Consider the following 19,265-nt stretch of genomic DNA (forward strand, 5'->3'; position numbering starts at 1 on the left):
CGAACGGGTAGTTCGTCGGCTCAAGCGAGGCCGTCGAGCACGCCCCGGGTGCCAGACAGCCCGAGGCGGGTGGCACCGGCATCCAGCATCGCCAGCGCATCCGCGGCCGTGCGGATGCCGCCGCTCGCCTTCACCCCCAGACGGCCGCCGACCGCCTCGGCCATCAGGGCCACCGCGCGCACGGATGCGCCACCGGCCGGATGAAATCCCGTCGACGTCTTCACGAAGTCGGCACCGGCGGATTCGGCGGCGCAACACACCTTTGTCAGCGTGGGCTCGTCGGCCAGCGCCAGCAGCGCCGCCGACTCCACGATCACCTTGAGCACGGTGCCGCCGATCGCGTTGCGCACGGCATGGACGTCTGACTGCACCGCGTCAAGGTCGCCGGCCAGCGCCGCCCCGACATCGATGACCATGTCGATCTCGCAGGCACCGGACTCGACCGCAAGGGCCGCTTCGTGCGCCTTCACCGCCGGGAGGTGCTTGCCGGAGGGAAAGCCCGCCACGCTGGCCACCCGCACGCCGGTGCCGGCTCGCACCGCGACCGGAACCATCGAGGGCGAGACGCACACTGCGTAGACGCCCAGTTCGGCCGCTTCGTCGACCAGGGCCGCCACGTCGGCGCTGGTCGCCTCCGGCTTGAGCAGGGTGTGGTCGACGAGCGCCGCCAACTGCGCTCGGCTCGGTTGGGTTGCCATTAGAAGGATTCTTCCGGACCGCCGGGATTGCAGCCGGAGGCGACCATTTCGGTGTCGTCGACGACCGGTCGCCACGGCTCCAGGTTCCAGCTGAGTTTGCCGGGCTGGGCGAGTTCGGCGAACTGCCAGTGGCAGATGAACTGCGCGCGCATGCCGGCGGTGTCGGCGTCGGGGGACAAGGCGAGCACCTCGGCCCAGGCCTCGTCGGCCGGCGCCGTGGTATCGGGGATCCTCGAGGCGGTTCGGCCGGCCGGCGACGGAAATACCCGCAGGCTGGGCCTGCCCTGCCAGTGCGCCCATCGGGTGTGGTCGATGTAGGGCGGGGCGGGCGGGTTCGCCGCGTCGCTGCCCGGGTCGGGCGCGGCAACGGCGTGCGGTATCGGACAGGACAAGGCGACGAGCACCGCGACCGGCGCCGTCAGCAGGATCTTCATTCCGCTAGCGCGACTTACCCTGAATCTCAAGCAGTTTGGGCCGAACATCGACCAGATACACACCGGCGGCACAGGCCGCGATCGCCATACCCAGCACGCCGAAGACGAATCCCAGGATGGACGTCAGGGCGACGGCCCCGCCGAGGATCAGCAACCACACCGGCTTGGTCAGCTTCTCGGCGGCGGTGTAGGCGTCAGGTCGTTGTAGCGCGGCATGCACGAACGCATAGATCGCCGTCACTAAAACGGCGATCTGCAAGATCAACATGACCGTTCCCACGAGGTGGTTCACGCCTTAAGGGTATGCGGGCACCCGCCAAAACGTCGACTCCGAGTCACCCGAAGGCGACTCGGAGCCGAACGCTGTGGGACTGACTTGCTACTTCTGGGTGACCTTCTTAGCCGGGGCCTTCTTGGCCGGGGCCTTCTTGGCCGGGGCCTTCTTGGCCGGGGCCTTCTTGGCGACGGCCTTCTGGGCCTTCTTGGTGGTCGCCTCGGTCTTGCCCGGCAGCTCGATGCCAACCAGCTTGGCGGCGCGCTCGCCGACCGCGCGGGTCTGCGAAGCGACGGTGCCGAGAGCCTCCTGCGTCAGCTCGACGGCCTGGTCGACGTAGCCCTCGGCGCGTGCGGACGCGTCCTCGAACGCGGTCTGGTTGCGCAGCCGCTGCAGGGCCGCCTCGCCGCGCTCCACCAGCTCGTTGTACCGGCTGGTCGCCGCCTCCAGGTAGCCCTCGGCGGCCTTGCGCAGCTCATCGGTGGTGAACTTGTCGCGCAGCTCGGTGAACTGCTCGGGCAGGTCCTCCTGGAGCTTGGTCAGGCGGGCGCGACGCTCCCCGACCCGGGTGCGGGTCTCGGCGCGGGTCTCTTCGGCACGCTCACGCAGGCCGGCGATCAGGTCGTTGACGGTGGCCAGGGCCAGGTCGGCCGCGCCCAGCGCCGCGAGCAGCGGGGCCCGCAGGTCTTCGATGTTCGTGTTTTCCGCCATGGTCGTTCCTTTCATTGTGTTTTCGCTATTTGGCGTTATTCGGTGTTATTGGCTGTCTGGTCGAGAAGTTAGGTGCAAACGTCTCCTTCGCAACTGGGGCCGCCAGTGCCGGGATGGTTCGTCCAGCGATCCGCTGGAACCGGGAGATCCTCCCTTTGGGTAACCACGACGGCCGGTCGTCTATACATCACCAACTCGCGACCGCGATGCGACAAGCCCGCCTCTGGCGCAGACTCCCAGGCCAGATGGTTACGGCGCCGGGTGAAGCGGACTGATCACTCGCTGTCGGACTCGGTCGGACACTCCTCTTGGATCGATTCGTTTTGCTGCGTGAACGATGAATAGATGTCGAGCAGGATTTGCTTTTGCCGCTCGGTGATCGCAGTGTCAGTGACGATCGCGTCCCGCACCTGACTTTTGTCACTTGGTTCGAGAATCCCGGCGCGCACATAGAGAACCTCGGCGGAGACCCTAAGGGCCTTCGCGATCTGGTTCAAGACGTCGGCGGAGGGCTTACGCAACCCGCGCTCCACCTGGCTTAAATATGGATTGCTGACCCCGGATTTTTCGGCGAGTTGACGCACCGACACCTGCGCGAGTTCGCGCTGGCTACGGATGAAACTACCGATGTCAGAGGCCATATCGGAGGCAGCGTTGGACACCTTCGCGGAGAGCTTCTCCTCGGGCGTCATGGCGTGCTCCTGGTCGGCTGGCTGATCTTTGACGCGCTCAGACTACTACAAGTGCTTGCTATTGCAAGCACTTGTTAGCACTACTAGAAATTAGCTAGATCAACAACTGCGCCACGGCGTAGATCACCAAGCCCGCCAGTGAACCGACCACAGTTCCGTTGATCCGGATAAATTGCAGGTCACGGCCCACGTGCAGTTCGATGCGCCGGCTGGCCTCCTCGGCGTCCCAACGCTCGATCGTGTCGGTGATGATCGCTGTGATCTCCACCCCATATTGCGAAACCAGGTGCTGAGCCGCCCGGACCAACCAGTTGTCGACCTTGTCCCGCAGGTCGGCGTCGTCGCGCAGCGACTCCCCGATGCGGACCACGGCGTCGGCGATCCGGGTCCGAAGCGCGCTGGACGGATCGTCCACCCCCTCGAGCACCAGCCGCTTCAGTGTCTTCCATGCCGTCGCCGCGGCGTTCGCGATCTCGTCGCGCGCCATCAGCTGCTCCTTGATGGCGTCGGCCCGCGCGATCGTGTCCGGGTCGTGTTGCAGGTCCTCGGCGAAGTCGAACAGGAAGCGGGTGGCCGACCGGCGCAGTTCGTGGTCCGGATTGCGGCGCACCTTGTCGGTGAAGTCCATCAATTCGCGATGGATGCGGTCGCCGACCAAGTGGTCGACGAACCGAGGCGACCAGGTCGGCGAGTCACGCTCGACCACCCGTTGAATGACCTCGCCGGCCTTCAGCGACCACTGAAAGGCCCGGTCGGCCAGCAACTGGATCAGCGCCTCCTGCCGGTGCTCGGCCAGCAGGGTGGCCAGCACTCGTCCCACTGGTGGACCCCACTGTGGTTCGGCGATCCGGCGCACGATCATCCGGTCGATCACCTGCTGCACGTCCTCGTCGCGCAGGAGTTCCACCAGCACCCGCAGCACCGTGGCCGTCTCGCTGGCCACCCGCTCGGCGTGCGCGGCCTCCGACAGCCATTTGCCGAGCCTGCCGGACACCTGGGCGTCGCGCAGCTTGGTTTCGACGACCTCCGGCGACAGGAAGTTTTCCCGGACGAACGTGCCCAGGCCCTCGCCGAGCTGGTCTTTCTTACGTTTGATGATCGCGGTGTGTGGGATGGGAATGCCCAGGGGGTGTCGGAACAGCGCGGTCACGGCGAACCAGTCCGCCAGGGCGCCCACCATGCCGGCCTCGGCGGCGGCGCCGACATACCCCACCCAGGCCCCCAAACTGACGTGCGCCTGGGCCCATCGACAGGCGAGGAACACGGCGGTGGCACCGATCAGAAAGCTCAGTGCCACCATTTTCATTCGGCGCAACGCCACCCGGCGCTGGGCGTCGGCTTCGGGGTCGGCGCCGGCGAACGACTCGGCGAACGATGCGCGAAGGGGGCGGGCCGCCGTCGACGGCATCGACGAATCGGGCCTCGCCACCGGCGGGCCCGAAGCTTCGCCTCTCACCGAGGCTCGATGTGCCACCACTCCATCATCTATCTTTCCCACCGATTGGTGTGACGACACTGTTCGCGACGTCTCATCGCGCCCGGCCGTGCCAAGAAACCGACCCTGTCACGCCGTAAGATCAGGGGCGTCTAGCGAATGGGAATTTGGCGACTGTGGCAGAGCACATCACAGCTGTGAGCGTCAAGATGGATGGGCGCAAGCGGCGCTGGCACCAACACAAAGTGGATCGCCGTAACGAGTTGGTCGACGGCACGATCGACGCGATTCGCCGATTGGGCGGCGCGCTGAGCATGGATGAGATCGCCGCCGAGATCGGGGTCTCCAAAACGGTGCTGTACCGCTATTTCGTCGACAAGAACGACCTGACGACGGCGGTGATGATGCGGTTCACCCAAACCACCCTGATTCCCAACATGGCTGGGGCGCTGACGTCTGGCCTCGACGGCTTCGACCTGACTCGCGAGGTCATCCGCGTGTACGTCGAGACCGTAGCGAACGAGCCCGAGCCGTACCGGTTCGTGATGTCCAACAGCTCGGCCAGCAAGAGCAAGGTCATTGCCGACTCCGAGCGCATCATCGCGCGCATGCTCGCGGTTCTGATGCGCCGCCGCATGCAACACGCCGGGATGGACACCGGTGGCGTGGAACCATGGGCGTATTTGATCGTGGGCGGAGTGCAGCTGGCCACCCACTCGTGGATGTCGTACCCGCGAATGAGTCGCGACGAGCTGATCGACTACCTGACCATGCTGAGCTGGAACGCGCTCAAGGGCATCGTCGAGGTCGGCGGATCGCTCGAGAAATTTCGCGGCGAGCCCCATCCGTCACCGATCGTGCCGCCCCGAGAGGGCGAGTTCGGGCCCTGAGAAGTCGCCTCGGTACGCGCCGCGATTGCGCGAATCGCACCCGCCCGGTGTGAAGCTGGGCACGCGACTGGGAGGGCGACTCGGCCCGTCGCAGGGACTAGCATGCAGGGGGGTATTGGGGGATTTAGCGGGGTCCCGTTCGGCCGTCTACCCCGGCCCCCCGCGTATAGGAAGGCTCGTATCAACATGTCTGTGCAGCTCACACCGCATTTCGGCAACGTGCAAGCTCATTATGACTTGTCCGACGACTTCTTCCGGTTGTTCCTGGACCCTACACAGACTTACAGCTGCGCGTACTTCGAGCGCGACGACATGACGCTCGAGGAGGCGCAGATCGCGAAGATCGATCTCGCGCTCGGAAAGCTCAAGCTCGAGCCTGGGATGACGCTGCTGGACATCGGCTGCGGCTGGGGCGCCACCCTGCGGCGAGCCATCGAGAAATACGACGTCAACGTTGTCGGCCTGACCCTGTCGGAGAACCAGGCCGAGCACGTGCAGAAGTCCTTCGATGAGATGGACACCCCCCGCACCAGGCGGGTGCTGCTGGAGGGCTGGGAGAAGTTCCACGAGCCGGTGGACCGCATCGTGTCGATCGGCGCCTTCGAGCACTTCGGCCGTCAGCGCTACGGGCGCTTCTTCAAGATGGCCTACGAAGCGCTGCCGCCCGGCGGAGTGATGTTGCTGCACACCATCGTTCGGCCCTCGTTCAAGGAGGCCCGGGCCAAAGGCATGAAACTGACCCACGAGATCGTCCAGTTCTCGCAATTCATCCTGGCCGAAATCTTCCCCGGCGGCTGGCTGCCGACCCCGCAGACCGTCGGTGAGTACGGGGTCACGGTGGGCTTCGACCTGACCCGGGTTCAGTCGCTGCAGCTGCACTACGCCCGGACATTGGATCTGTGGGCCGAGGCACTCGAGGCGAATCGGGAGCAGGCTCTGGCGATCCAGTCCCAAGAGGTCTACGACCGATACATGAAGTACCTCACCGGCTGCGCGGAGCTATTCCGGGAGGGCTACACCGACGTCAATCAGTTCACGTTGGAGAAGTAATCGGCGCGCCAAAAGCACTTCAGCCCCCACGGATCACCGTGGGGGCTGAATTGATTTGCGCTACTTGACCATCGTGAATTGGCCCACGTTGCTGACGCCCCTGCGGAAGAAATTCTCGCACCCCGTCAGATAGTGCATATAGCGGTCGTAAACCTCTTGGGACTGGATGGCGATCGCCCGGTCCTTGTTGGCTTCCAGGTTGGCCGCCCAAATGTTGAGGGTCCGCTCGTAGTGCTTCTGCAGCAGCTGGACCCGCTCGATCGAGAAGCCCGCCGCCTCACCGAATTTGAAAATGTCTTCCTGTGCAGGCAGCTGACCGCCCGGAAAAATTTCCTGGCCGATGAATCGCATGAACCGTAAATCGCTCATCGTGATCGAGACGCCACGTTCGTGCTGCTGTTGCTGCGAGTAGGCCAGAATCGTGTGCAAAAGCATCCGGCCGTCATCGGGAAGGATGTCGTAGGCGCGTTCAAAAAACGCGGGATAGCGTTCCATTTTGAATGCCTCGAAGGCGCCGATGGACACAATCCGGTCGACCTTGTTCTCGAACTCTTCCCAGCCCTGCAGGCGCACCTCGATATTGCGGTCCGTCGGCAGCCCGGCCAGCTTGTTCCTGCTGTACTCAAACTGGTTGCGGCTCAGCGTGATCCCTATGACGTTGACGTCATACTTCTCGACAGCCCGCTTCAATGCACCGCCCCAACCGCAGCCGATGTCCAGCAGCGTCATGCCGGGCTCGAGGTTCAGCTTCCCCAACGCCAGGTCGAACTTCGCGATCTGCGCTTCTTCAAGCGTCATGTCGTCGCGCTCGAAATAGGCGCACGTGTAACCCATGGTGGCGTCCAGGAATAACGCGAAGAATTCGTCCGAGACGTCGTAGATGGACTGCGACTCCTCGTAATAGGGTTCCAGTCCAGTCATGCCCGGTGCACACCTCTCGTCGGTTGGATCGCGTGGATACTATCCAACAACCGAATTCGATGCCAATGACGCCACGGGCCGCGAGCCTTTAGTAGGTATAGAAGCCCTGGCCCGTCTTCTTGCCGAGCCGGCCGGCCTCCACCATGCGCAACAACAGCGGTGGCGGGCCGTAGTGCGGTTCCTTGAACTCCTCGAACATCTTGTCCGCGATCAGCTTGAGGGTGTCCAAACCGACGAGGTCGGACAGCCGCAGCGGACCCATCGGGTGCGACAGCCCCGCCACTACGGCCTTGTCGACGTCTTCGACGGTGGCAAAACCGGCTTCCACCATGCGGATGGCCGAGAGCAGGTAGGGCACCAGCAACGCGTTCACCACGAAACCGGACCGGTCGGAGCAGCGCACGACCTGCTTGCCCAGGACCGCGCTCGCGAATTCCTCGGTGCGCGCGACGGCGGCGTCGTCGGTGACCAGCGTGCTGACCAACTCGACCAGGGGCAGCACCGGCACCGGGTTGAAGAAGTGCAGACCCAGCACGCGTTGGGGGTTCTTGGTGGCCGCCGCGATCTTCATGATCGGGATGCTGGAGGTGTTGGACGCCAGAACCGCGTCTGGGTCGGTGATGACCCGGTCGAGCTCGGCGAAGACCTGCGCCTTGACGGCGTCGTCCTCGACGATCGCCTCGATGACCAGTTGGCGGTCGGCGAGCTCCTTCAGATCGGTGGTGAAGGTGAGCTTGCTCAGGGCCCGGTCACGTTCCCGCTCGGTCACCTTGCCGGCACTGACGCCGCGCTCCAGCGACTTCACGATGCGGTTGCGGCCGGCCGTGATGAGGGCTTCGGTGGTCTCGAACACGGTCACGTCGACACCGGCACGGACCGAGACCTCGGCGATGCCGGACCCCATCTGGCCGGCCCCGACCACCCCTACGCGCTGAATCGTTGCGTCACTCACTGATTTCTCTTTCGGTGTCGTATCGTGTTGCACCGCAATAGGCCCCGCCCAGGTTAGCTGGGCGGGGCCTACGCTACTTCATCTCATTTCAGGCGGCTTGCGCCGCGGACTCACGCCCCAGTGGGCTCAAGCCCTCCGTTTCACTTCGTCCTCGCGGCCAAAGCCCGCTCGGCCTCAGTGACTCACGCCCTTGGTTTCACCTCGTCCTCGCGGGCCAAAGCCCGCTCGGCCTCAGTGACTCACGCCCTTGGTTTCACGTCGTCCTCGCGGGCCAAAGCCCGCTCGGCCTCAGTGAAACTGGCCCTCTTCGGTGGAACCGGTCAGCGCGGTGGTCGACGAGGTCGGGTCCACCGTGGTGGCGATGCGGTCGAAGTAACCGGCGCCCACCTCACGCTGGTGCTTGGTGGCGGTGTAGCCGCGCTCCTCGGCGGCGAACTCGCGCTCCTGCAGCTCGACGTAAGCGCTCATCTGGTTGCGGGCGTAGCCGTAGGCCAGATCGAACATCGAGTAGTTCAGGGCGTGGAAGCCGGCCAGCGTGATGAACTGGAACTTGAATCCCATTGCCGCGAGCTCCTTTTGGAACTTCGCGATGGTGGAGTCGTCCAGGTGCTTGCGCCAGTTGAACGACGGCGAGCAGTTGTAGGCCAGCATCTGGTCGGGGAACTCGGACTTGACGCCCTCGGCGAACTTGGCGGCGAGCTCGAGGTCGGGGGTTCCGGTCTCCATCCAGATCAGGTCGGAGAACGGCGCGTAGGCCTTGGCCCGGGCGATGCAGGGCTCCAAGCCATTGCGGACTCGGTAGAAGCCTTCCTTGGTGCGCTCACCGGTGATGAACGGCTGGTCGCGCTCGTCGACGTCGGAGGTGATCAGCGTGGCGGCCTCGGCGTCGGTCCGGGCGATGACGACGGTCGGCACGTCGCACACGTCGGCAGCCAGGCGGGCCGAGGTCAGGGTCCGGATGTGCTGCTGGGTTGGGATCAGCACCTTGCCGCCCAGGTGGCCACACTTCTTCTCCGAGGCCAGCTGGTCCTCCCAGTGCGACCCCGCCACACCGGCGGCGATCATGGCCTTTTGCAGCTCGTAGACGTTGAGCGCGCCACCGAAGCCGGCCTCACCGTCGGCGACGATCGGTGCCAGCCAGTTCTCGACCGAGGTGTCACCCTCGACCGCGGCGATCTCGTCGGCGCGCAGCAGCGCGTTGTTGATCCGGCGCACCACCTGCGGCACCGAGTTGGCCGGGTACAGGCTCTGGTCGGGGTAGGTGTGGCCGGACAGGTTGGCGTCGCCGGCGACCTGCCAGCCCGACAGGTAGATGGCCTTCAGGCCGGCACGCACCTGCTGCACGGCCATGTTGCCGGTCAGGGCGCCCAGGGCGTTGATGTACTCCAGGTCGTGCAGCTGCTCCCACAGCACCTCAGCGCCGCGGCGGGCCAGGGTGGCCTCCTCGACCACGGAGCCCTGCAAGGCGACGACGTCCTTGGCGGTGTAGGTCCGGGTGACATCCTTCCAACGCGGGTTGGTGTCCCAGTCCTTCTGAATCTGTTCGGCGCTCTTGGGGGTGCCAACGACAGACATTGGGCATGCTCCTTCACGATCTTCACTACTGAGTGCTGGACGCCTCACCGGCGGTAGCTAGCGGCTCAACTTCGCTGGTGTGCTAACTCGAAGATGGCACAGCTCAAGGGGGCCGGTCTACCCGTTTCAGTTGCCAATTTAAGCAACGGGAAGGCCGAAGTTTGCGAAGTTTGCTAACCTGCTAACTAACTTAACCGTTTCAGAAGCTACCCGTCAGTAACCCTATCGCCGCAGGTCAGCGGGCGATTTAACCGGACGCTTGTCCTGTTACCGAGCAAAGATCGAAGCGACGGCCTTCGTCTCATCGCCGACCGCATATGTGAGCGTTGTAACAGTGCGATCCGCCAGCTCGGCACCGAATTGTTCGGTCGATCCGGCGGGATGGACGTGCGAGATGATCTCCAACTTGTCGCCCAACGCCACCGGCGCCTCGTGTTCGATGGTGACGCGCAGCGGCGTGCGCAGGATCTCCGGATGCGACGCCAGGTAGTCCTCGATCACGCTCCAGTACACGGAGTTGTTCATGTGGTCGAACAAATCGATATCGGTCACCCGGACCGGAAACTCGTGGATCTCCGCGGCGTCGTCGCGGCTGCCCGGCTTGAGGTAGGACTTCCACCGCAACCGGTCGACGGACGTCGTCTTGTGCAGGCCCGCCAAGAAGTCGTCGGCGATGCGCGAGGGCATCTGGGTTTCCCGGTTGATGCTGATCCAGAACGCCTCGGACTCGATCAGCCCGCCCTTGCGGCCATCGATCCGAACCCGCATCTCACACCACCGGTTCGAGGTACCCGAGCACCATCTGCGCATGCGCAGCATGTCGTTGAACTCGATCGGGCGAACCAGGTCAACCATGGTGCGCCGGACGATCCACAGCGGGTGGGTCTCCTCGAAACCCATCTCCCGCAACTGGTCCTGGCCGATGTCCTGGATGTGGCGCGCCGCAGCGTCCAACCGCAGCCGTCCCGTGCGGTCGATATCCCCCACCCGCAACGGCCACTGGCGATCGAAAACGTCAGGGTGACCGTCGGGCACCGGCATCATTTGTTTATCCAGGCTCACGCCGCCGCTCCCCGTTCCTCCTCGTGGTGGCCCCCGGCTAAGCCGAAGGACTGGTCGAATCATGCCAACGAGGTGCACCGAATACTAATCCCGACGGGACCGTACCCGATGCCAAGTCTGCGAATTGGATCTTCGCATCGGCCGGTAACCTTCCAGATGTGTCCAAGACATTCGTCGGCTCGCGCGTTCGCCAACTGCGCAACGAACGCGGGTTTTCCCAGGCCGCGCTGGCTCAGACGCTGGAAATCTCGCCGAGCTACCTCAACCAGATCGAACACGACGTTCGCCCGCTGACGGTGGCCGTGCTGCTGCGCATCACCGAGGTCTTCGGGGTGGACGCGACCTTCTTCTCCTCGCAGGACGACACCCGGTTGATGGCCGAGTTGCGCGAGGTCACCATGGACCGGGATCTGGACATCGACGCCGACCCGACCGAGGTCGCCGAGATCGTCAGCGCGCACCCCGCGTTGGCGCGCGCCGTGGTCAATCTGCACCGGCGCTACCGAATCACCACGGCGCAGCTTGCGGCCGCCACCGAGGAGCGGTTCTCCGACGGCAGTGGCAGCGGGTCGATCACCATGCCGCACGAGGAAGTGCGCGACTACTTCTACCAACGCCAGAACTACCTGCACGAGCTGGACACCGCGGCGGAGGACCTGACCACCAAGATGCGGCTGCATCACGGCGATTTGGCGCGTGAGCTGACCCGCCGGCTCACCGAGGTGCACGGGGTGCACATCAACCGCCGCATCGACCTGGGCGACACCGTGCTGCACCGCTTCGACCCCAAGACCAAAACGCTGGAATTCAGCAACCATTTGTCCGTGGGCCAGCAGGTTTTCAAGATGGCCGCCGAGTTGGCCTATCTCGAGTTCGGCGATCTCATCGACACTCTGGTCGAGGAAGGCAAGTTCACCAGCGACGAGTCACACACACTCGCGCGGCTGGGGTTGGCGAACTATTTCGCCGCGGCCACCGTGCTCCCCTACCGCCAATTTCACGACGTCGCCGAGAATTTCCGCTACGACGTCGAGCGGCTGTCGTCGTTCTATTCGATCAGCTACGAGACCATCGCGCACCGGCTTTCGACGTTGCAGCGCCCGTCGATGCGCGGGGTGCCGTTCTCCTTCGTCCGGGTCGATCGGGCCGGGAACATGTCAAAGCGGCAGTCCGCCACCGGTTTTCACTTCTCCTCCAGTGGAGGCACCTGCCCGTTGTGGAACGTCTACGAGACGTTCGCCAATCCGGGCAAGATCCTGGTGCAGATAGCGCAGATGCCCGATGGCCGCAACTACATGTGGGTGGCCCGCACCGTGGAACGTCGCGCTGCCCGGTATGGTCAGCCGGGTAAGACCTTCGCGATCGGGCTGGGCTGCGAGCTTCGCCACGCTCACCGGCTCGTCTACTCGGAGGGACTCGACGTCTCGGGGGAACCAGGAACAGTGGCCACACCGATCGGCGCGGGCTGCCGGGTCTGCGAACGCGACAACTGCCCGCAGCGCGCCTTCCCGGCGCTCGGGCGGGCACTCGACCTCGACGAGCACCGCAGCACGGTGTCTCCCTACCTGGTGACCCAGCCGTGACCGGCCTGCCGGACGGCCGCATTCCGCCGGGACGTTTTCGCGAACTGGGACCGATCAATTGGCTGTTCGCGAAGTTGTCCGCACGCGTGGTCAGGGCGCCGGAGATGCATCTGTTCACCACGCTCGGCCAGCGCCAGTTGCTCTATTGGACCTGGCTGTTCTATGGCGCCCGGCTGCTGCGGGGAAGGCTGCCGACAATCGACACCGAGTTGGTGATCCTGCGCGTCGGGCACCTGCGCTCGTGTGAATACGAACTGCAACACCACCGTCGGATCGCGCGCAAAGCGGGTCTGGACGCGGATCTGCAGGCCGCGATATTTGCGTGGCCGGACATCACAGAAGGCACGTCCAATCGCCTCAGCAAGCGGCAACAGACGCTGCTGGCGGCGACGGACGAATTCGTCACGGACCGGACCATCACCGATGCCACCTGGCGGCAGCTGGCTACTCACCTGGATCGGCGGCAGTTGATCGAATTCTGTTTACTGGCAAGCCAATACGACGGGCTGGCCGCGACCATCTCAGCGCTCGGCATCCCGCTGGACCATCCCAACCAGCTATAGGTAGACGTCGGCGAGGATGGCCAGCGTCAGTATCACGGGAAGTACCGGCAGCGCGAAGGCGAACGCCGCCCAAGTCTGCCGGTCGCGCCGGCGCTGCCGCAGGCCCCACACCGCGGCGCAGATCCCCAGCACCACCGAGGCCAGCAGCACCAGCGGTCCCCACTGGCCGGCCGTCGCGTTGTCGCCGCCCGAAATGGCCAGTAACCACAGGACATAACCGATCAACAGGCCGCCGACGGCCCCCGCGATGGCCTGAGGGGTGACGGTGCGCATGACTTTAGAAATTGATCATGTGCCCGGTCAGGCCGTGGAAGCATTCCTGCAGCGCCTCGGACATGGTCGGGTGGGTGTGCACGTTGCGGGCCAGCTCGGTCGCGGTGAGGTCCCACTTCTGGGCAAGCGTCAGCTCCGGAAGAAGTTCGGAGACGTCGTGCCCGACCAGGTGCCCGCCGAGCAACTCACCGTATTTGGCATCGGCAATCAGCTTGACGAAACCGCTGGGGTCGCCCACACCGTGGGCCTTGCCGTTCGCGGTGAACGGGAACTTCGCCACCACCACGTCGTGGCCCTCCTCGCGCGCCTGCTCCTCGGTGAGCCCGAAGCTGGCGACATTGGGCTGACAGAACGTCGCGCGCGGCAACATTCGATAATCACCGAGCGCCAAAGTCTCTGCGCCGGCGATGGTTTCGGCGGCCACCACGCCCTGGGCCTCGGCAACGTGGGCTAGCTGCAGCTTCCCGGTGACGTCGCCGATGGCGTAGATGTGCTCGATGTTGGTGCGCATGTAGTCGGTGATTCCGATGGCCTTGCGGTCGGTCAGCGCGACGCCGGCCGCCTCGAGGCCGAAGCCCTCGACGTTGGGCGCGAAACCGATGGCCTGCAACACCTTCCCGGCTTTGAGTTCCTGCGAGTTGCCGTCCTTGCTGACGACGACGGTCACCTCGGAGCCGTTGTCGGAGATGGACTCAACTTTTGTTGAGGTGAGGATTTTGATGCCCAGCTTCTTGAATTGCCTTTCGACCTCCTTGGAGACCTCGGCGTCCTCGTTGGGCAGGGCGCGCGGCAAGAACTCGACTACGGTCACGTCGACGCCGTAGTTCTTCAGCACATAGCCGAACTCCATGCCGATGGCGCCGCAACCGGCGATGATGATCGACTCCGGCAACTCCCGGGACAGGATCAGTTCCTCGTAGGTGACCACGTTGGCCGACAGCGACGTTCCGGGGACCAGGCGGGTGCTGCTCCCGGTGGCGATGATGGCGTTGTCGAAGGTGACGGTTTCGGTGCCACCCTCGTTCAGCTCGACCGAGATCGTGTTGGCGTCGGTAAAGCGGCCGTAGCCATGGATTTCGGTGATCTTGTTCTTCTTCATCAGGAAGTGCACGCCTGCGACGCGTCCCTCCGCCACCTTGCGGCTGCGGTCGAATGCGACACCGTAGTCGAAGGTCGCCTCACCGCCGATGCCGAACGTCTTGGCCTCTTTGGTGAAGATATGGGCGAGCTCGGCGTTGCGCAGCAGCGCCTTGGACGGGATGCATCCGACGTTCAGGCAGACGCCGCCCCAGTACTTCGGTTCGACGACCGCGGTGGACAGGCCCAGCTGTGCGGCGCGGATGGCTGCGACATATCCGCCGGGACCGGCCCCGAGGACGACGACGTCATAGTGAGAAGGCACGAGCCCACCCTAGTTGGCCACGACCTCCGGCGGCCGCTCGGGCGAGGCCTCAATACGGGATGAGCCCGACGAGGCAGTGCCCCACCCGCTCGCAGTGGTAATAGCCGTACAGGGGGGCCGCGGCCACCAGCGCGGCGAACGGCCCGGACATCATCGCCACCGAAAGCGCCGAGATCAGCGGCCTGCCCTGGGTCATCGCGAGCATTACACCGCCGACGATGCACACCACCACGTAGACCAGGACCACGAACAGCGCGGGCGTCTTGTCGACCGAGTGGTACCACCAATAGAACAGCCCCAGCCCGATCACTGCCGCCGCGGCCCACACCCCGAGCAGCACCAGGGCCAATTTCCACCATTTGAGGTAGAGGTACCGGCCGGGCACGTTGATCGGTTGCACCGGGCCGACGGGCTCTGCCGGCTCCGGCTCGCCGGCGTCCGACGTCGGCGCCGCGGCCACGTCTTCCGTGGTCTCCCCCGCGGGCTCTTGCTCGCTTGCGGCCGGCTGTGCACCGGTGTCGTCGTCGAAATCGGGAACCCACGATTGGGTGCCGGTGTGTTCGGCGTCGCCTTCGTCGTCCGAGAAGTCCGGCACGAACGCCTGCGTGCCGGGGCTCGAGGCGTCCTTGTCGTCGTCAGCCACCGGCGGTCACCCGCAACGCGACGAGGACGCCGAACCAGCCCGGCGCCACCGACAGCAGGAAAGCGCCCAGCATGGTGACCCACCGGCGTCCGGAAAACAGGATCGTCGTCAGCCCGACCACGCTGAGGATGCCGACCACCGAAGCGATGGCGACGCCCGGGCGGACGCTGGCGTGGACCGCCACGGTGCACCCCACACCCGCCAAAAGTCCGACCGCACTGCCGATCAGCATGGCGCTGGCCAACAACCAGGGGCGCGGAAGGGGAATCACTTTCTCGACTGTACTGCGGTCACCGGGCATGTCGCCGAGGCCGCGTCGGCCACCACCGGACCCCGTGTCGCGGGGCGTTCGCCACGTTCGTAGTCTGCGCCGGTGATCACCGCCGCGGCGGCCAGCGACGCGCGCTCTTCCTCGGTGAACACGCGGCCCCGGGACAAAAACCGCACGCCGTCCGGGGCTTCCAGGCTGAACCCGCCGCCGCGGCCCGGCACCACGTCGATCACCAATTGGGTGTGCTTGTCCCGATAGTGGGCCGTGTACTGGGGACCCGAAATCCACACCGGCACGCCCTCTGTCCCGACGTCGAGCACGCCGAGCAAGACGTCCCGGTCACCGACGAGGAAGTCGCCGAGCGGGTAGCACATCGGCGACGAGCCGTCACAGCAGCCGCCGGACTGATGGAACATCACCGCACCGTGGGTTTCCTGCACCCGCGTCAGCACCTCGGCGGCCGGGGCCGTGATGACCACCCCAGCTGGCTGGACCATCAGAAGAACCCGAGCGCCTTGTCGGAGTAGGACACCAGCATGTTCTTGGTCTGCTGATAGTGCTCGAGGGCCATCTTGTGGCACTCGCGCCCGAAGCCGGACAGCTTGTAGCCGCCGAACGCCGCGTGCGGCGGATACACGTGGTAGCAGTTGACCCACACGCGGCCGGCCTGGATGTCGCGGCCGGCCCGGTAGGCGGTGTTACCGTCGCGGCTCCACACGCCCGCCCCGAGGCCGTAGAGGGTGTCGTTGGCGATCGAGATTGCGTCGTCGTAATCGTCGAACGACGTCACCGTCACCACCGGGCCGAAGATCTCCTCCTGGAAGACCCGCATCTTGTTGTTGCCGCCGAAGATGGTGGGCTGCATGTAGAAGCCCCCGGACAGGTCGCCGCCGAGCTCGGCGCGTTCGCCCCCGGTGATCACCTTGGCGCCCTCGTCCTTGCCGATTTCGATGTAGGACAACACCTTTTCCAATTGGTCGTTGGACGCCTGGGAACCCAGCATCGTCTCGCTGTCCAGCGGATCACCCTGGCGGACCGCCTTGGTGCGGATCGCGGCCAGCTCGAGGAACTCGTCGTAGATGTCGGCCTGGACCAGGCTGCGCGACGGGCAGGTGCACACCTCGCCCTGGTTGAGGGCGAACATGGTGAAGCCCTCCAGCGCCTTGTCCTGATAATCGTCGGCCTTGGCCATCACGTCGGAGAAGAAGATGTTGGGGCTCTTGCCCCCGAGTTCCAGGGTGACCGGGATCAGGTTGTGCGAGGCGTACTGCATGATCAGCCGCCCGGTGGTGGTCTCGCCGGTGAACGCGATCTTGGCGATCCGGTTGCTCGATGCCAGCGGCTTGCCGGCCTCGGCGCCGAACCCGTTGACGATGTTGACCACCCCGGGCGGCAACAGGTCCCCGATCAACGACATCAGGTAGAGGACCGAAACCGGTGTCTGCTCTGCGGGTTTGAGCACCACCGTGTTGCCGGCCGCCAGCGCGGGCGCCAGTTTCCAGGCGCCCATCAAGATGGGGAAGTTCCACGGGATGATCTGCCCGACCACGCCGAGCGGCTCGTGGAAGTGGTAGGCCACGGTGTCGTCGTCGATCTGCGACAGCGAGCCCTCCTGCGCGCGCAACGCGGCGGCGAAGTAGCGGAAGTGGTCGGCGGCCAAAGGAATGTCGGCGGCCAAAGCCTCGCGGATCGGCTTGCCGTTGTCCCAGACCTCGGCCACCGCCAGCGCGGCGGTGTGCTCGTCGATGCGGTCCGCGATCTTGTTTAGGACGGCCGCCCGCTCGGCCGGGGCCGTCTTGCCCCACGCCGGGGCCGCGGCGTGCGCGGCGTCGAGCGCCTTGTCGACGTCGGCCTCGTCGGAGCGGGCCACCTCGCAGAACGTCTGGCCGGTGACCGGAGTCGGGTTCTCGAAGTAGCGGCCCTTCGCGGGCGCGACCCACTGTCCGCCGATGAAGTTCTCGTAGCGGGATTCATACGACATCAATGCCCCGGCAGAACCTGGACGTGCGAAAACAGTCATCTGCTCTCACTCCTCGTGCGGCTGTGTAATTCACCTCACACTACCGCCGCAGCCACAATGGTTTCCATGACGCCGCAAGCTCAACCCCCGCCCGACGACAACCAAGATCCGTACCTGTGGCTCGAGGACGTCACCGGTGACGAGGCGCTCGATTGGGTGCGGACGCGCAACGAGCCGACGCTGGCGCGTTTTCGCGACGAGAATTTCGAACGGATGCGCACCGAGGCGCTCGAGGTGCTCGACACCGACGCCCGCATCCCGTACGTGGTCCGCCGGGGCGACTACCTCTACAACTTCTGGCGTGACGCCGCCAACCCGCGCGGGCTGTGGCGGCGCACGACGCTGGACAGTTACCGGACCGACTCACCCGAGTGGGATGTGCTGATCGACGTCGACGAATTGGGCCGGGCCGACGGCGAGAAATGGGTGTGGGCCGGCGCCAGTGTCATCTACCCCGAATACACCCGGGCGCTGATCAGCCTGTCCCGGGGCGGCTCCGATGCCTCCATCGTGCGTGAATTCGACATGCTGACAAGGAAATTCGTTGACGGCGGGTTCGAGCTTCCGGAAGCCAAGTCGCAGGTCAGCTGGGACGACCCGGACACCGTGCTCGTCGGCACGGACTTCGGTGCCGACTCGCTCACCGATTCCGGTTATCCGCGGGTGGTCAAACGGTGGCGCCGCGGCACCCCCCTCGCCGAGGCCGAGACCGTCTTCGAGGGCGCACGTACCGATGTCAACGTGGTGGCAAGCACCAGCCGGGTCCCGGGCTTCGAGCGCACCCTGATCGGCCGGTCGCTGGACTTCTGGAACGAAGAGGTCTACGAGCTGCGCGGCCCCGAGCTCATTCGCATCGACACACCCACCGACGCCAGCGTCAGCCTGCACCGCGAATGGTTACTGGTCGAGTTGCGCAGCGACTGGTCGTTGGGCAATGCCGATTACACCGCCGGATCGCTGCTGGCCGCCAAATACGAGGAATTCCTCTCCGGGACAACGCAGTTGGAGATCGTGTTCGAACCCGACGAGCACACCGCCCTCAACCATTACGCATGGACCAAGGACCGGCTGCTGATCGTCTCGCTGGCCGACGTGGCCAGCCGCGTCGAAATCGTCACGCCGCCATCGCGTGACGACCCGCTGCGCCCGGCTCCGCCGCGCTTGCGATCGTCACGGGGCGACTGGCGGCGCGAGGCGGTGGCAGGCATTCCGGCCGCGACCAACACCGTCGTCGTCTCCTCAGACGACACCGGCGACGAATTCTTCCTGGATTCCAGCGGATTCGACTCGCCGTCGCGGCTGATGCGGGGAACCGCCGACGGGCGACTCGAACAGATCAAATCGGCCCCGGGGTTTTTCGACGCCGAAGACATCTCGGTGACACAGAATTTCGTGGCATCGCAGGACGGCACCTCGATCCCCTATTTCGTGGTGCGCGGCTCACAGGCTTCCAATGGACCGGCGCCCACCCTGCTCTACGGCTACGGCGGCTTCGAATCGTCGAACACCCCGGGCTACAGCGGCGTGCTGGGCCGACTGTGGCTCGCCCGCGGCGGCACGTATGTCCTGGCCAACATCCGAGGCGGCGGCGAGTACGGCCCGGGCTGGCACACGCAGGCGATGCGCGAGGGCCGCCACAAGGTTGCCGAGGACTTCGCCGCCGTGGCAACCGATTTGGTGGAGCGCGGCATCACCACGGTCGAGCGGCTCGGGGCGCAGGGCGGCAGCAACGGGGGCCTGCTGATGGGCATCATGCTGACCAAATACCCGGAGAGGTTCGGCGCGCTGGTGTGCAGCGTCCCCCTGCTGGACATGA

21 protein-coding genes are annotated in these 19,265 nt (G+C 65.3%); 5 read left to right on the plus strand and 16 right to left on the minus strand.

All coding sequences use genetic code 11. The features are described 5' to 3' along the window. Positions 1-20: 20 nt before the first annotated feature. The 6 genes from deoC to AC5Y4H_RS14665 all read right to left on the minus strand — a co-directional run bounded on the left by deoC (position 21) and on the right by AC5Y4H_RS14665 (position 4,286). Positions 21-698 carry a deoxyribose-phosphate aldolase gene (gene deoC / locus AC5Y4H_RS14640; protein WP_499982814.1) on the minus strand — a complete coding sequence of 226 codons (678 nt, stop codon included), beginning with the start codon at positions 696-698 and terminating at the stop codon, positions 21-23. Next, positions 698-1,132 (minus strand): DUF2599 domain-containing protein, encoded by a 435-nt coding sequence (locus AC5Y4H_RS14645; protein ID WP_499982815.1) that lies wholly within the window; start codon positions 1,130-1,132, stop codon positions 698-700. The genes deoC and AC5Y4H_RS14645 overlap by 1 nt, the downstream gene beginning before the upstream one ends. A 4-nt stretch (positions 1,133-1,136) precedes the next feature. Beyond that, positions 1,137-1,424: a DUF2516 family protein gene (locus AC5Y4H_RS14650; RefSeq protein ID WP_067122766.1), complete on the minus strand. Its 288-nt coding sequence runs from the start codon at positions 1,422-1,424 to the stop codon at positions 1,137-1,139. Positions 1,425-1,511: 87 nt separating this feature from the next. Beyond that, positions 1,512-2,117: a heparin-binding hemagglutinin HbhA gene (gene hbhA / locus AC5Y4H_RS14655; protein WP_499982817.1), complete on the minus strand. Its 606-nt coding sequence runs from the start codon at positions 2,115-2,117 to the stop codon at positions 1,512-1,514. Between the two features lie 275 nt (positions 2,118-2,392). Then, a complete protein-coding gene (locus AC5Y4H_RS14660) occupies positions 2,393-2,809 on the minus strand; it encodes a helix-turn-helix domain-containing protein (protein ID WP_067122764.1) in 417 nt (138 codons plus the stop codon). Positions 2,810-2,903: 94 nt separating this feature from the next. Next, the gene (locus AC5Y4H_RS14665) at positions 2,904-4,286 is read right to left on the minus strand and encodes a DUF445 domain-containing protein (protein WP_499982818.1); all 1,383 of its coding nucleotides are present in this window, start codon (positions 4,284-4,286) and stop codon (positions 2,904-2,906) included. Positions 4,287-4,420: 134 nt separating this feature from the next. Here AC5Y4H_RS14665 and AC5Y4H_RS14670 point away from each other — a divergent pair, with 134 nt between their 5' ends. Together AC5Y4H_RS14670 and pcaA are read left to right on the plus strand one after the other, a co-directional pair. Beyond that, complete coding sequence (locus AC5Y4H_RS14670; protein WP_067345374.1) at positions 4,421-5,134, plus strand: TetR/AcrR family transcriptional regulator; 714 nt, start codon at positions 4,421-4,423, stop codon at positions 5,132-5,134. A 186-nt stretch (positions 5,135-5,320) separates the two neighbouring features. After that, positions 5,321-6,184: a cyclopropane mycolic acid synthase PcaA gene (gene pcaA, locus AC5Y4H_RS14675; protein ID WP_499982820.1), complete on the plus strand. Its 864-nt coding sequence runs from the start codon at positions 5,321-5,323 to the stop codon at positions 6,182-6,184. A 60-nt stretch (positions 6,185-6,244) separates the two neighbouring features. Here the strand turns inward: pcaA and AC5Y4H_RS14680 are convergent, their stop codons facing one another. From AC5Y4H_RS14680 to AC5Y4H_RS14695, 4 genes are all read right to left on the minus strand, one after another. After that, on the minus strand, positions 6,245-7,105 hold the full coding sequence (locus AC5Y4H_RS14680) for a cyclopropane mycolic acid synthase family methyltransferase (RefSeq protein ID WP_499982822.1): 861 nt from the start codon (positions 7,103-7,105) through the stop codon (positions 6,245-6,247). Positions 7,106-7,193: 88 nt separating this feature from the next. Then, positions 7,194-8,057, minus strand: coding sequence for a 3-hydroxybutyryl-CoA dehydrogenase (locus AC5Y4H_RS14685; RefSeq protein ID WP_499982824.1), 864 nt, complete (start codon positions 8,055-8,057; stop codon positions 7,194-7,196). Positions 8,058-8,345: 288 nt separating this feature from the next. Then, the gene (gene aceA / locus AC5Y4H_RS14690) at positions 8,346-9,632 is read right to left on the minus strand and encodes an isocitrate lyase (protein ID WP_499982826.1); all 1,287 of its coding nucleotides are present in this window, start codon (positions 9,630-9,632) and stop codon (positions 8,346-8,348) included. A gap of 267 nt (positions 9,633-9,899) precedes the next feature. Then, on the minus strand, positions 9,900-10,694 hold the full coding sequence (locus tag AC5Y4H_RS14695; RefSeq protein WP_499982828.1) for an acyl-ACP thioesterase domain-containing protein: 795 nt from the start codon (positions 10,692-10,694) through the stop codon (positions 9,900-9,902). A 158-nt stretch (positions 10,695-10,852) separates the two neighbouring features. Between AC5Y4H_RS14695 and ramB the strand changes: the two genes are divergently transcribed. After that, complete coding sequence (gene ramB / locus AC5Y4H_RS14700; protein WP_499982830.1) at positions 10,853-12,277, plus strand: acetate metabolism transcriptional regulator RamB; 1,425 nt, start codon at positions 10,853-10,855, stop codon at positions 12,275-12,277. After that, positions 12,274-12,840 (plus strand): carboxymuconolactone decarboxylase family protein, encoded by a 567-nt coding sequence (locus tag AC5Y4H_RS14705; RefSeq protein WP_499982831.1) that lies wholly within the window; start codon positions 12,274-12,276, stop codon positions 12,838-12,840. The genes ramB and AC5Y4H_RS14705 overlap by 4 nt, the downstream gene beginning before the upstream one ends. Here the strand turns inward: AC5Y4H_RS14705 and AC5Y4H_RS14710 are convergent. The 6 genes from AC5Y4H_RS14710 to exaC are packed head-to-tail and all read right to left on the minus strand — an operon-like array spanning position 12,835 to position 17,449. Continuing rightward, positions 12,835-13,113 (minus strand): hypothetical protein, encoded by a 279-nt coding sequence (locus AC5Y4H_RS14710; RefSeq protein ID WP_499982832.1) that lies wholly within the window; start codon positions 13,111-13,113, stop codon positions 12,835-12,837. The genes AC5Y4H_RS14705 and AC5Y4H_RS14710 overlap by 6 nt on opposite strands. 4 nt (positions 13,114-13,117) lie before the next feature. Then, on the minus strand, positions 13,118-14,515 hold the full coding sequence (gene lpdA, locus AC5Y4H_RS14715) for a dihydrolipoyl dehydrogenase (protein ID WP_499982833.1): 1,398 nt from the start codon (positions 14,513-14,515) through the stop codon (positions 13,118-13,120). Between the two features lie 49 nt (positions 14,516-14,564). Further along, on the minus strand, positions 14,565-15,158 hold the full coding sequence (locus tag AC5Y4H_RS14720; RefSeq protein ID WP_499982835.1) for a hypothetical protein: 594 nt from the start codon (positions 15,156-15,158) through the stop codon (positions 14,565-14,567). Then, on the minus strand, positions 15,151-15,429 hold the full coding sequence (locus AC5Y4H_RS14725) for a putative holin (RefSeq protein ID WP_499982837.1): 279 nt from the start codon (positions 15,427-15,429) through the stop codon (positions 15,151-15,153). The genes AC5Y4H_RS14720 and AC5Y4H_RS14725 overlap by 8 nt, the downstream gene beginning before the upstream one ends. Then, the gene (locus AC5Y4H_RS14730; RefSeq protein ID WP_499982841.1) at positions 15,426-15,926 is read right to left on the minus strand and encodes a DUF779 domain-containing protein; all 501 of its coding nucleotides are present in this window, start codon (positions 15,924-15,926) and stop codon (positions 15,426-15,428) included. The genes AC5Y4H_RS14725 and AC5Y4H_RS14730 overlap by 4 nt, the downstream gene beginning before the upstream one ends. Further along, a complete protein-coding gene (gene exaC / locus AC5Y4H_RS14735) occupies positions 15,926-17,449 on the minus strand; it encodes an acetaldehyde dehydrogenase ExaC (protein WP_499982843.1) in 1,524 nt (507 codons plus the stop codon). The genes AC5Y4H_RS14730 and exaC overlap by 1 nt, the downstream gene beginning before the upstream one ends. A 66-nt stretch (positions 17,450-17,515) precedes the next feature. Here exaC and AC5Y4H_RS14740 point away from each other — a divergent pair. After that, the coding region (locus AC5Y4H_RS14740; protein ID WP_499982845.1) for a prolyl oligopeptidase family serine peptidase at positions 17,516-19,265 on the plus strand (1,750 nt) is incomplete at its 3' end.

This window comes from Mycobacterium sp. NGS58, assembly GCF_059812385.1.

Bases quoted from the DNA above. Each gene is read 5' to 3' on its own strand.
- exaC (WP_499982843.1), bottom strand. From the start codon at position 17,449: ATGACTGTTTTCGCACGTCCAGGTTCTGCCGGGGCATTGATGTCGTAT.
- AC5Y4H_RS14710 (WP_499982832.1), bottom strand. From the start codon at position 13,113: ATGCGCACCGTCACCCCTCAGGCCATCGCGGGGGCCGTCGGCGGCCTG.
- AC5Y4H_RS14680 (WP_499982822.1), bottom strand. From the start codon at position 7,105: ATGACTGGACTGGAACCCTATTACGAGGAGTCGCAGTCCATCTACGAC.
- pcaA (WP_499982820.1), top strand. From the start codon at position 5,321: ATGTCTGTGCAGCTCACACCGCATTTCGGCAACGTGCAAGCTCATTAT.
- AC5Y4H_RS14730 (WP_499982841.1), bottom strand. From the start codon at position 15,926: ATGGTCCAGCCAGCTGGGGTGGTCATCACGGCCCCGGCCGCCGAGGTG.
- hbhA (WP_499982817.1), bottom strand. From the start codon at position 2,117: ATGGCGGAAAACACGAACATCGAAGACCTGCGGGCCCCGCTGCTCGCG.
- AC5Y4H_RS14660 (WP_067122764.1), bottom strand. From the start codon at position 2,809: ATGACGCCCGAGGAGAAGCTCTCCGCGAAGGTGTCCAACGCTGCCTCC.
- aceA (WP_499982826.1), bottom strand. From the start codon at position 9,632: ATGTCTGTCGTTGGCACCCCCAAGAGCGCCGAACAGATTCAGAAGGAC.
- deoC (WP_499982814.1), bottom strand. From the start codon at position 698: ATGGCAACCCAACCGAGCCGAGCGCAGTTGGCGGCGCTCGTCGACCAC.
- AC5Y4H_RS14645 (WP_499982815.1), bottom strand. From the start codon at position 1,132: ATGAAGATCCTGCTGACGGCGCCGGTCGCGGTGCTCGTCGCCTTGTCC.